10 protein-coding genes are annotated in these 12,473 nt (G+C 36.8%); all 10 read right to left on the bottom strand.

Annotated features, from left to right (window positions below):
- Positions 1-118: 118 nt before the first annotated feature.
- Positions 119-2,989 (bottom strand): ATP-binding response regulator, encoded by a 2,871-nt coding sequence (locus FFU37_RS06745; protein WP_138489059.1) that lies wholly within the window; start codon positions 2,987-2,989, stop codon positions 119-121.
- Positions 2,955-4,157: a hypothetical protein gene (locus FFU37_RS06750; protein WP_138489060.1), complete on the bottom strand. Its 1,203-nt coding sequence runs from the start codon at positions 4,155-4,157 to the stop codon at positions 2,955-2,957. Before FFU37_RS06750 ends, FFU37_RS06745 begins: the two co-directional genes overlap by 35 nt.
- A 9-nt stretch (positions 4,158-4,166) precedes the next feature.
- On the bottom strand, positions 4,167-4,982 hold the full coding sequence (locus FFU37_RS06755) for a type II secretion system F family protein (protein WP_024589372.1): 816 nt from the start codon (positions 4,980-4,982) through the stop codon (positions 4,167-4,169).
- Positions 4,979-5,854 (bottom strand): type II secretion system F family protein, encoded by an 876-nt coding sequence (locus tag FFU37_RS06760; RefSeq protein WP_002960861.1) that lies wholly within the window; start codon positions 5,852-5,854, stop codon positions 4,979-4,981. Before FFU37_RS06760 ends, FFU37_RS06755 begins: the two co-directional genes overlap by 4 nt.
- A complete protein-coding gene (locus FFU37_RS06765) occupies positions 5,847-7,145 on the bottom strand; it encodes a TadA family conjugal transfer-associated ATPase (RefSeq protein WP_138489061.1) in 1,299 nt (432 codons plus the stop codon). Before FFU37_RS06765 ends, FFU37_RS06760 begins: the two co-directional genes overlap by 8 nt.
- Positions 7,146-7,151: 6 nt before the next feature.
- Entirely contained in the window at positions 7,152-7,919 is a 768-nt protein-coding gene (locus FFU37_RS06770) for a hypothetical protein (RefSeq protein WP_138489062.1), read from the bottom strand.
- 69 nt (positions 7,920-7,988) lie between these two features.
- A complete protein-coding gene (locus FFU37_RS06775) occupies positions 7,989-8,378 on the bottom strand; it encodes a hypothetical protein (RefSeq protein ID WP_039487863.1) in 390 nt (129 codons plus the stop codon).
- Between the two features lie 689 nt (positions 8,379-9,067).
- Positions 9,068-9,745: a tetratricopeptide repeat protein gene (locus tag FFU37_RS06780; RefSeq protein ID WP_138489063.1), complete on the bottom strand. Its 678-nt coding sequence runs from the start codon at positions 9,743-9,745 to the stop codon at positions 9,068-9,070.
- On the bottom strand, positions 9,742-11,661 hold the full coding sequence (locus FFU37_RS06785) for a pilus assembly protein N-terminal domain-containing protein (RefSeq protein WP_138489064.1): 1,920 nt from the start codon (positions 11,659-11,661) through the stop codon (positions 9,742-9,744). The genes FFU37_RS06780 and FFU37_RS06785 overlap by 4 nt, the downstream gene beginning before the upstream one ends.
- Positions 11,662-11,873: 212 nt before the next feature.
- Positions 11,874-12,446: a MiaE family protein gene (locus FFU37_RS06790; RefSeq protein ID WP_002962521.1), complete on the bottom strand. Its 573-nt coding sequence runs from the start codon at positions 12,444-12,446 to the stop codon at positions 11,874-11,876.
- Between the last annotated feature and the right edge of the window lie 27 nt (positions 12,447-12,473).

Raw genomic sequence — 12,473 nt, forward strand, 5'->3', positions numbered from 1 at the left:
AACTTTATAATGTTGTTAAAATTTCAAATAAAGAAATTAGATATAAAACTTACTAAGTTGTAGCGCTAATTCTTTCTCGTTAAATAGACCTCTTATGTAAGGCGGTTGGTATAGCGGATTACCTTTTTAAAATACGTGCTATTTGGTTTATTAATATGCCTTGTTTTACAGGTTTTAATAGCATGTCATCAAAGCCCTGGTTTACATATTTAGATTCTGGATCGGGTGTCGATGTATGTGCAATTATTTTAGTTTTAGAATTATCACTGTGTTTTTTAATTTTTAACATAGCATCAGTTCCTGATAATTCTGGCATTACTATGTCCATTAAAATAATGTCGTAACTGTTTTGAGATACCATCAACATTGCTTCTATAGCACTGCGCGCGTAATCTATTTTAATGCTCTCATTTTTTAGCATTGCCCTAATAACAATTTCAACCAGTGGATCGTCATCAACCAGTAATAGTGTGTTTTGTTCTTCATTAGTTAATGGATTAATATTTACTAAATCGGTAGTTATTAATGGACTGTTTAATACTTCTTGTTCATCATCTTTGTTTTGTTTACTCGCTAGGTTTACCAACATAGAAAGTGATATCGTCGTTTTATTGGCACTACTGCTAATAATTATCGCTTTCCCACCAAGCATTTTAAATATCGAGATAAAAAACTTTAACTCTAATGATAAGTCTTTATCATCTATAAAGCGCGTTATATCATCACCCGAAATGCTTTTAAGTTCAGTTATAAAATGGTTAGTGTTGATTAAATTACTTAATGAAAAGTCGAGGTTTAAGTAATTACGCGTACTTTCTTTTTTAATCTGAGCGTCAATTGAAAGCGTTGTATTATTTGATGAATCCAAAACCTCAGTAACTAACTGAATAACCAGTTGAGAAATTAACTTTTCATCGCTTGCTACCGTTAACTCTGATGTAATATTATTTTTCAAAACTATTTTATTATTTTCAGCCTCTTTCGTTAAAATTGACATATTATTATTGATCAGTTTCTTTAGGTTTACGTTTTTGGCTTGAAGCTTTAACTTACCTATCTCTGATTTATTTATATTTACTAGCTGTTGAATAACACTTTCAAGCTGGTCGCACACATCAGAAATATTCCCCACATTGTTTTTAAATTCGTTAAAGCTTATTGGATCTTTAGATATTTCAATTAATGACTTTAAAGATGATAAAGGTGTTTTTAACTGACGGCTAAGCCTTGAAACAAATTTTTCTTTTAATTGATTTGTTTGTTTAGATTTTTCGAGAACATCAGCGAGTAAACATTCTTTTTGATGTGCCTCTGTATCATCTCTAAAGTAGCAAACAAAACCATTAAAATCTGTATGTCTTTGTAATACAGTTATCCACTTCCCGTCTGTAAAACCTATATCTATTAATTGGTTACGATCATCATCAAGCTTATGATGCTCATGGTAATGATTTATAATATTATGCTGTTGCGCAATACTTATCAGCTGGCTATACGATAGCTGACTGTTTTGTTTATTCACCTGTGCAAATAAAAGATTAAATGCATTGTTAGTAATCACAGGTAATTCGTGGCTATTAAAAATAGCAAACCCATGTGGCAATGCATCAAGAGAACTTGAAAATAGCTCTTCCCTATTAAGTATTAACTGATTTTTTTGTTTTATTTCATTGTGTAAACGCCTAGGCAAACGTAAAAAATAGTACACGAATGCGAATACACAAAAGGCGATCAGTCCTAATCTAATTAGGCTATATTTAGTTATTTGTGGACGTACTATTTTATTCATTGGTTGCACATGTAAACGCCAAGTAGGTGGAAAACGACTGCTTAAAGCGCTAATACTATTTTTAATTATACTAGGGTTTACTTCTCCTTGTTTTCCTAAAGTAAACTGTGGTGTTGCTATAAAAACGTTATAATTTTCAGTGTTTAATTTGCCAATAACGGCTTTTAAAAACTTACTTAAATCAAATGCTGTAAGTGTATAAATAGAGCCTTGTTTAATTTTTATTTCAGAAATTAAAAAGGCCGTATCTGCAACAGTAAATACTTCTACTGCTTGTTTATTCGCTCTATTATTGAATTTTTCTAACCAGTTTTTAAATCCATACGCAGCTAAATCAAAATTATTTTTTGACCAAAGTGCAAGTTGGTTATACTCAGAATCAAACACAACATACCCTTTATAAGTTAAGCTTTGTGAAACCTGACTCTGTACTAAATCATTAAGCTGCTCTTTTGTATAGCTATTTTGGCTTTGTAAAAAGCCTGCGATAACTAAATCTTTTTGCGATATATATAATCCTTGATTATCAAATCGCTCTAAAGCATTAAATAACGTTTTACGTAATTGCTGAGTTTGTTCATTGTAATTACTTTGCAGCTCCTTTTTTTCTATAGTATAAAGCAGTAATGCAGTGAATGAGCATAATACTAATGAAATTAAGAATGCGACGGGCGCTAAACTAAATACATGAATATACTTTTCCCCATAATTTTTTTTCACAGGATTAGTAATTTGATTACTTACTGAATCTGAATTTTTATTTAACTGTGTCTGCAATAATTGAGCAAATGAAATAAACTGATCTTTTTGTGAACCTATTAATGTTTTAGGTGCTAAATCAGCCATCAGCACTACGCCAATTAATTTATTAGTGACACTATAAATTGGATATTGTGCATAAAAACGAATTAATTTGTGCGTGTTGTTTGATACATCATCAAAAAAGGTATCTTCAAATAAATATAGTTTTTCTTGTGTGCAGCGTTGTTGATAGCTTAATAACTCATTTTCGACGCTTTCTATATCGTTGCAGGTTATTAACTGCTCTGAATAAACCTCTCTAAAATCGATAAATTTAACAATTGGAACATCATAAAACTGTTTTAATAGCGTTAGCGTTTCTTTAATTTCTGTTGATATTTCATCAGTTGGTGTATCTGCTAAATTAGCATGTGAGGTAAATATATTTGAGGCGTTCATTGACGTTCTCCTTCCCCTTTTGGGGAGTATGTATCCACGTTGTACTGTTTTGACCGCTATGTACTGGCAGTAAAACTTTAAATGGTGGTGTTAAGCTACTAAGTGCAGGTTCGCCTGTGGTGATATTAATTACTTGTTCTGCATTAACTAAATTAAGTGATGTTTTGCAATATGTAATGCCTGGCTCAATCCCTATTAAGCTCAGTGTTTCACTAATGATAAGGTTATTTACTAAATCGATACCAGCGAGCTCAAATGTAGTTTGTAAAATAGTGAAGACGAGTGTCTCTACAATGTTTTCATCTTCTTCTAAGCGTGTACCTTCTGGGCAGCAGATTGTGCCAAGCTCTATGTCAAAGTTTGTTCCAACTGCAACTCCAACGAACTTAAGTGCTTTAAGTGCATCTTTTAAAAGAGATTCTACTTCAGGTAAGTATAAATCAAGTATGTCGCCTTGCGATTCGTACCCTGTTTGACATGTGTCACATGATACCGCCAACTCTCGACCATCGGTCCCTACAAGTGGACGACCCAAAGCAGTCACTCCAACTAAACAACTGCTGTCGGCCGGTTGCTTATCTATTTCAAAGCTTTCACAAGGTGAGCCTGTTACTACTTTTTGCGATACATAACGAGATAGAATTTGTTCACTATTAGCAGGGCATTGTTGTGGCGTACTTCTTAATAACTGACCAATAACGGTGTTACCTAACTGCCCTATTGCATAATTTGGACCTTGCTGCAGCGCATTTATATAACTTACATTACCGGTATTATTTAGTTTACTCACACCTTGGCTGTCTGTTGCTTCGTCGCTTAAGCCCTTTAAACACGGGTTACCTTGGCAATTTGGAGCATCGTAATAAACAGCTTCCCGCGAGGTAAACCTATCATCTCTTATGCCTATTAATGCCCTGTACGTGTTGTTTGCTCCCCTGTCTGTATAAAAAATGAGTGGTGCTTGATGCTCATCAAAACTTACTGCAATACCGAGTGGTCTATTGTTAGCATCAACTACAGTAATTTGATTATCGACCTTAGTTTGATGGCGCTTAATAAGGGCATCCCTTACTAAAATCACCCCACCAATTGAGCCAATAATTAAAATAGTTATAATTAAAATAAGCTCAATAGTAAGTATGTACCCTTGTTGATAATGCTTTTTCATATCAGGCTCCTATAACACTTCTACAAGCATTTTAAGTACGTTCATTACTTGTAATGCTGCGGGAAAAAACACCAATACCAAAAACATCGGAAAACAAATTAAGATAATGGGAAAGGTTGTGTGCATCGCTTTTTTGTTTACCTTTTTAGCGAGTAAAATGTTCTTTTTTAAAGCTAGGCCTTCAAGTTGAGCCTCTACTGCTTGGATAAGTGGCGTACCAAGTTTTGACCCTATTAACATTAAGTTTGCGAGTTTTTTAATTCCTAATACGCCGGTTCTTTCAAAAAGTGAATTAAATGCAAATTCACGATCTTTACCTGCGCTTAGTTCGAATAAAAATAACTTTAGCTCTTTGTATAATGGGTGTTTTTGACTTAATCCATGATCAACTGCTAGTGCAAATGAACGCTCTAGTGAAAATCCAGCGCGCATGTAAACCAGTAACACCCGTAAAAAAAACTCTAAGCTATTATTTATAACGGTTTTACGTTGGTTTTTACGTAATAAAAACCAGCATTCGGGTGCAAAAAAACACATAAAACACAGTAATAATTTAATCGATTGGCTCAGCTCATACCCTGTTAGTTCTATAACTGTAAATGCACTAAAAGTAGCAGCCACTTTAAAGCAGTACAGGCTTATTAATATTTTATTAATTTGAATTCCTGCTTGTCTTAATTGACGTTTAGAGATGATGATTAGCGGATACCAATTAATGTTTTTAGTATCGGGTTTATCTAATTCGACTTTAAGAGATTGCCTATGAATATGGATAAACGAGCCCATACTTACTAAAAGTCCAATAAGTAAAAGTATATCAATCATAATGTTACCCTTAAGCTAAGGCGTAGCCATAAAAAGCCAAATAGCTGACAAAGAAGCGCAACCGTTATAAATGCAATCCCATTAGGATCGTTTAATAAAGGTTCAAACCAGGTTGGATCGGTATAGCTAAATAAAGGAATTAGTGCGTAAGGTAAAAAACCACTAAATACAGCAGCGTACTTAGTACCCGAAAGCTTTGCTTTTAGCTGTTGGCGGTCGAGGGTCCGAAGCGACATCATGTTGCATACGCTTTTTAGCATGTCAGTTAAATCGCACTGGCTTTGTGTATGTGTGATGATGCTATGAGCAAATAATCTTACGGTCTCGCAGTTGTATCTTTCAATTAACGGAGCAAACGACGTTTCGGCATCACTACCCATGCTCATGCGTTGTAATAGCAAAGAGCTTTGTTTTTTTATGTATGGGTCAGCATGTTCATCAGCAAACTGCATTGATTGTTGTAGCGACAGCCCCGTACTTAAACACGATTGTACGGTTTCAATAAATTCTAAAAAATGATGCTCAAATTTTGCTAATTTATAATGAGCCAAGTCAATCACAGTTATAAAACAGGTTACAAAAACCACGATTGAAATAATAAATGCGCTGGTTGATGCCTCAGGGTAATATAATTTAGCTAAAAACCATGAACTACTAGAGAGCGAGCACGCCATGCTTATAAACCAAGCGTTACTTATGTTTAAGCCTAGTACTCGTAGTGACAAAGTAAGGACGTCTTTTTCTTCTAAAATATCTACTTTTTTAGCGCTCTGGTTACTTTTATTTTTAGCATACAAAGAAACCAACACACTAGCTGCAAGTACAAAAGTAATAACCGCCGCTATAGCTAATAAATAATCAAGTTTAGTCATTGTTAGCCTCCGGGTTATTGTGCAGTAATGCTTTTAATTCTTTTGCATTTGCGCCTTGGCCTTTCATAAACTCAATAACACTTGAGTTATCTATTAGCTCACTTTGAACAGGCTCTGCTTCGTTAATACTATAAAGCGGGCTGAAATGTGCGCCGCCATTAACACGCTTAATTTCACCAATACTTTTTAGAGTTCGGGTGCCATTAGTTGAGCGAGAAACATGCACTATAAGTTGAATACTAGACGCAATTAGCGAACTTGTATGTGTATCACTCAGTTGTGCATTGTGTAACTGCACTAAAGTAGATAAACGAATAACGGCATCATTTGCGCTGTTAGCATGTATGGTCGTCATCGAACCTTGGTGACCACAGTTCATTGCTTGGAGCATATCGATTACTTCGCCAGAGCGTACCTCACCTACAAGTATTCTATCTGCGCGCATTCTTAGGGCTGCTTTTACTAAATCTCTTAGGCTTACTGCACCTTTACCATCGCTGTTTGTGTCGTGGGCTTCTAATTGCACAACGTGGTTGTGATGCAAATTAAGCTCAGCACTTTCTTCAATGGTTACAACTCGTTCATTTGGGTTAATTGAGTTAGCAAGTACGTTTAATAATGAGGTTTTACCAGCCCCCGCATTGCCACACACTAAAATATTAACGCCTGTTTTAACTGCGCTTTTTAAAAATGATAAGATGTTTTTATCTAAAAAATGGTTATTAACTAAAAAGTCATCGTTTATTTTTTTATGATTAAATTTACGAATCGATACAATCGCGGCGCTGGTACACGCAGGCGGTACAATAATATGAACTCGGCTACCATCTTTTAGTTTGCCATCAACAATCGGCATAAGCGCATTGACTTGTCGGCCACAGCCATCAAGTAAGCGATCAACAAATCGGCGTAAATGGCGTTCGTCATCAAACTTACTGGCTGTGCAAAGTAGTTTGCCTTGTTTATCAATCCAAATATCTTGCGTGTCGTTTATTAAAATATCACTTACCTGATCGTCCAGCATAAACTGTGCAATAGGACCTAGGCCTTGAATTTCATCAAATACAGCCTGAACAACCTGCTCTTGTTGATATTGGTTAAATGAAGATTGATTAAATTGTGGAATTTCACTGCACAATGCAGAGATTTTTTCGAGAACATTACTTGATAAAAGCGCGGTTGGTTCTTGTTCGTACTCTTCGATAACGGCATCGTGCAATAGCTTTTTAAGCTCTTCAAAGGTACTTAAACTGGTTTGAACTTCTTCATGTTTGCTTGATAAATTAAACATAAAAACTCACTTAGCTACATATACAGCTTCATTTTTAACGCCTTTAACCACTTCGATTGTGCGACTGGTTTGTAAGCGTGAAAAGTTTTGCAAACGACCTTGTTCAATGTCATAAGCGCTATGCACAATAATTGAAACTTTGTCGGCATTATCTATACCCGCCAACGAATAAACATCTTTTGGAAGTACCGCAAGGACTAACGAAACACCGCCTGTAGCAGAATTAGACTCTTTAGCTAAGTTATCCATTACGCCATTTTTTTCGGCTTGCGATTTAGGGCCTTTTGAAACACCAATGAGCTGTACATCACGGGCAACTGTTCTTACTAGACGATTAGTTTTAGCGACTATGTCGAGTCGGTCACCTTTGTGTATACGCGAAAGCGGAATATCCAAGGTGCTTAGTTTTAAAGTATATAAAACACGCCCTGCTGGTATGGCTTCTGACAAATTTTGGCTTTTCGCTCTAATAAAATCTGTGTCAAATAATGGTTGTTCAACCATTTTATTAGTTGCTAATTTTTGACCAATTAATGCACGTGGGTTTTGAACGCTCAGTGCAATATTTGAATAGTTACTTGGATCTATACTCTTTTGCTCTACATCGTGAACGGTTACTGTTTGACCGGCCGACATATTTTTGTTTACTACCCAAGCTGTTACGCTATTTTCATCGTTTACCTGTCTAATACCCAAAGCCGAAGCTAACATGCCAGAGGTGATGAGTAATGTGAGAGCCGCTGTGGTTGCGCCTTTGTTACTTTTACTTTTCATAATATTCCTCCAGAGTAACTTTCACTGCCACACTTTTGTGGCAGTGAGCCTTAAGCTTGGTATTCAAACTTAGTTACCTTGTGAACCGCCTGCCGTTGTACGTGTTGCAGCATCACCACTTGGTGTTGCACTAATAAGTGCCGCATTTTCACTAAAGTCTGATGCAACAAAAGTGAATGAACTACCATCGCCTGCGTACACATCAACTGAATCTACAAAGCCTGAGCCAGACACTTCAGCTGTGCCTTCGGCGTTAATCATCCCGTCAAATACATAGCTTTGGTCAAGTGAGCCAATTGCTTCAGCTACATCTTCAAGTTCGCTGGTTACCGAGTCACGTAATGTAGATAAACCAATTACAAGTGCCGCTACCATTGAAGTAGAAAGAATGATTAGCTCTGACGTTAGTACAAAACCTTTTTGCTTTTTGCTATTTAAGTTATGTTTAATAGTTTTCATAATCGTAGCCTTTAAATTAGAAGAGCTTATGCTCACTTTATATATTGCGAGGACCATGCCAACTAATTAAGTCCTCTAAATACAGTCGGTTAGTGTGTTTTTATTATTTACTCTTTAGCTGTTTTTACTTTTGATTTGCAAAATGCAAATCAATATTAAAAAATAATTTTTAGATACTTAATGCTAGGGTCTGTTGATCTTTGCGGATTAAAATTTGTTCAAACTAGGGGCTATTTAATCGCGGCGCGAGGTTTGTAACCTAGTGGGCTCGATAACTGCTCCTGCGTTATTCTACTGACTTACATCCATGTAAGAATAAGTAAAAACCGAGCAACAAAGAGTAAATAGCCCCTAGAAAGAACCCTTTGGGCAGCGCCTGTTTGGCATTAATGCTACGTTATCGCCCATTTATGGGGAATAACCACACTACATAGGCTCTGCCTTGCCTAAATACCAAACAGACTGCTGCAAATTTAACCTTGAAAGATCAACAGACCCTAGAGACGTTCTGTTAAATTATTAAAACTAATAGGTGTTCAAAAAAGGGTTAAATATTAGAAGCAGTCTTGTGGGGTAACTTATAAAACGTATGATTAGCGTAAGCTTTACTTGTATTTTTGATAAATAATAAAGTGGTTTTGGCTCCTTAATAATGCCAAACTTTAGGTATAAAAAAAGGCCCGAAGGCCTTAAGAATAACAATTACCTAAAACAGAGAGTTTACCGCGCCTAGCAAGTGCTTTTTGATGCGTGGGTTCGACACGTAAAACTTGCTCATAATAGCCACAGGCCAATAAATTATTGGTATTAGCTTCTTCAATTAGGCCTTTATGGTAAAAATAGGCGGTGCTATTTAAACCAAACTTAACCGAAAGCTCTAAATAGTTTGAAGCTACAACGTAGTTACCCTGGGCATAATGTATAGAGGCCATTTGCAGGTATGGTGAAGCATGTGTACCAAAAACATCGACGCCGTATTGGGCAATGCTTTTCGCTTTAGCTAAATTGCCTTGCTCTATTGCTAAAGTGACTCCTAAAGTAATTGCGTTTAACGGCGGGTTAGCTTTATTAAGCAAAGTGTTTATAACCTGTTGAGACTGATTAGCACGGCCACTTTTATAAAGTACATATGCCGATATTGAAAGTATTGCCGTGTTATCGGGGTGTTCAAGCATTAACTGATTCACCTCATGCACAAGGTTCAAACAGTCACTTGCATTAATACCTTCGCACTTTAATGGTTGGGCATTTAATTGGTATTTTTTAACTATGTCACCCAGCGCGTTGTAAGGATTTACTGTTGGCTTGTAATCAATATGAGCGCAACCCGATAAAGTAAGCAGTAAAATTATATAAAGTATTTTCATAGCCCTTGCTCCTGTATATAGCTAAGTATCTGGGTGTCTATATTTGCCTGTTCCCACGAACGTAAGGTATTAATTGGCTCACGCACCAGGTTTGGAGTTACAACAATTATAAGCTCGCGGTTGTTTTCACTTTTACTGGTTGTTTCGCTTAACTTTCCTAGCATGCTATTGCCGTTGCCATCAGGTACAAAGTCGTGGCTTGCATTGTTATCGGTGCTAATCAAGCCACCAATAATAAGAGGTTGTCCGTCTTTTAAACGCGTTGATGTTTGCATGCTGCGTGTATTAAATGCACTACTGTTCAAACTGCCGCCTGTGCTTTGTGCAATTTCGGCGGTTAACGTGGTATCGGGTAGCGAAATTACTGGGTTTAGATCAAGTGTGATTCTGTCTTTGTCGTCAACCATGGCGCGTACATTTAATTCAACTCCGAATGATTTAAATTCTGTACCGCTAAACACCGAACCACTACTACCTTGCTGCCCGCTTGTAATTCCTGAAGGGCTATAACTTGTAGGTACGGGTACTTCTCCACCGACCTTAAATACGGCACTTTCACCGGCTAAAACCGTAATTGTTGGGCGAGAAAGCGTTCGAGAAATACCTTCTTGTTCAAGTAATGAAAACAACATATCAATGGCAAACTGTGAGGTAGAAAGCTGTAAGTTATTAGTTAATTGACCGCCAATTAATTGCAGCGCATTTTCTATTGTTGCAGAGCCTGATTCGCGTTCAGTCATACCGTCACGACCAAACAATCCTGCTTCTTTTTCATACCCATTAGAGAGCACGCTAATATCTGGGCGCCATTGCTTTAATCTACGTTGATTTACTTCATATAATTGCACCGAGACACGCACTTGCGGTAAATCTTCAACTTCAATGCTCGACAAAACTTTACCGCCAGCCACTGAAAGCAACGTTGCTCTTGCAATATTAGAACTTACATTACTTAAGTTTAACCCTGATGTAGCATCATTTATTAAACCGCCTGACTCGTTGGCAAGTACTTCAATACCTGCGCTTTTATCCTGTGTTGCGCCGCTCATTAAATTATTAGGATCAAGGGGAGATCCCTGAGTTTGTAATGCTTGCTCTGGTTCGAATAATTTATTAATTGTATTTAATAAGCGCACTAGCTCAATTTGATTTTTTACAGAGCCTGACAGTAAAAATACATCGCTATCATCATTTGATAGCTCATCAACCGAGATGCGTTTAATGGTCACTTTATCTGCGCCCATTGATTTTATTACTTCGCTAATACGTTCTTCTTTTGGCTTGGGTGCTTGAGTTACTTTTATTAAATTAATAATAGCGACTTTGCTTGAGTTTTGAGAGGTACCACCGTTTGCGTTACCCAATCCTTGCAAGCGTTGAGCGAGAGAATTAAACATTCCTTGGTTAGGGTTTGAGGTAATAACGGGTTGTGATGCTTGTGAGCTACTGGCGTATAGATAGTTTTTTGCAGCTTCATAAGCGGCATGACGATAATTTATAGTAGGTACTTCACCGCGTAATACAACAGCATGGCGATCAGGTGCTATGGTTAGTTGCACGTCAGGGTGAATATCGTTTAAGGCATTTTCCAGTACGCTATAGTCTTCGGTAACTCCAAGTAAAAATGTTTCCGAGCTTTTATCGTCGTACCACACCATCATAGATGTACGGCCCAACTTTTTAGCTAAAATTAGTAGCTCGCGACCATTAACCACGTTCACATCAAGCGTTGTTTCGTGACCAAGTGCTATACGCGAAATATCACGGGTAAACACAAAGCGAGTATGTGTCCATTTAACTAAGTGTGATACTTTTTGTACCCGCTCACCATTTGCATTTTCTATATAATCTAAATGACTTTCACTGCCTACGGCGCTAAAAGATATTAGTAATAGTATAAAAGTAAATTTTAACATAAGCCTTTCCCTCAATTTGCTTAATCTATAGGTAGCAAGTATGAGACCAAACGCTTTTAGCTTTACTATCAATACATTAAAATGTATGAAAGTGTGTTTTATTATTTTGATTCGCAAATTGCAAATCAATAATTCATGAAGGGTTTAACCAAGAAATGAGAGTAGAGGTAGGTGGCGCAAAGCGAATAAAATAGGCTCTGCGCTAGTTTTAGTTAATGCAAAGCAGCTGTAAATGGGATGCTTTCACAGATTTTAGCTTCTGCTATAAGTAACTCTTCCAGGCGAGTATCTACTTCTTCTTTATCAAAGTATTCGTAAGCAAGTTCTACAAAAAGGTTTTTATGTTTTTCTTCTGACTTGGCAATCGCAACATAAAAGTCTTTTTCTTTACCCTCAGGAAGCGCTTGTGCAACTAAAGAAAAACGCTCGTGACCGCGTGCTTCAATTACACCGCCAACCAGTAATCGGTCCATTAAAAAACCATCACGACCATGTCTAAACAGTGCACGTATTTGTTTTATGTACGGATCTTTTTTGTCGTCACCTAAGTTTACATCGCGCTCTAAAAGTAACTTAAGCACTTGTTTAAAGTGTATTAATTCTTCTAATGCTAAGTCGGTCATGGCTTTTACTAATTTACGTTTGTCTGGGTAATGCGAAAGCATAGACATAGCCATACCCGATGCTTTTTTTTCTGCAGCGGCATGATCTTGTAAAAAAGTATTAAAGTCAGCAAGGACAACTTCGGTCCATTCAAATGGGGTGTGGTATTTTAATTCAAACATGTTCTGTACAACTTAAATAATAATGCG

The organism is Pseudoalteromonas distincta (assembly GCF_005877035.1).
GTDB classification, from domain to species: Bacteria; Pseudomonadota; Gammaproteobacteria; order Enterobacterales; family Alteromonadaceae; genus Pseudoalteromonas; species Pseudoalteromonas distincta.

Coding starts and splice junctions, on each gene's coding strand:
- FFU37_RS06750 (WP_138489060.1), bottom strand. CDS start 4,157: ATGAAAAAGCATTATCAACAAGGGTACATACTTACTATTGAGCTTATT.
- FFU37_RS06755 (WP_024589372.1), bottom strand. CDS start 4,982: ATGATTGATATACTTTTACTTATTGGACTTTTAGTAAGTATGGGCTCG.
- FFU37_RS06765 (WP_138489061.1), bottom strand. CDS start 7,145: ATGTTTAATTTATCAAGCAAACATGAAGAAGTTCAAACCAGTTTAAGT.
- FFU37_RS06760 (WP_002960861.1), bottom strand. CDS start 5,854: ATGACTAAACTTGATTATTTATTAGCTATAGCGGCGGTTATTACTTTT.
- FFU37_RS06775 (WP_039487863.1), bottom strand. CDS start 8,378: ATGAAAACTATTAAACATAACTTAAATAGCAAAAAGCAAAAAGGTTTT.
- FFU37_RS06770 (WP_138489062.1), bottom strand. CDS start 7,919: ATGAAAAGTAAAAGTAACAAAGGCGCAACCACAGCGGCTCTCACATTA.
- FFU37_RS06785 (WP_138489064.1), bottom strand. CDS start 11,661: ATGTTAAAATTTACTTTTATACTATTACTAATATCTTTTAGCGCCGTA.
- FFU37_RS06745 (WP_138489059.1), bottom strand. CDS start 2,989: ATGAACGCCTCAAATATATTTACCTCACATGCTAATTTAGCAGATACA.
- FFU37_RS06780 (WP_138489063.1), bottom strand. CDS start 9,745: ATGAAAATACTTTATATAATTTTACTGCTTACTTTATCGGGTTGCGCT.
- FFU37_RS06790 (WP_002962521.1), bottom strand. CDS start 12,446: ATGTTTGAATTAAAATACCACACCCCATTTGAATGGACCGAAGTTGTC.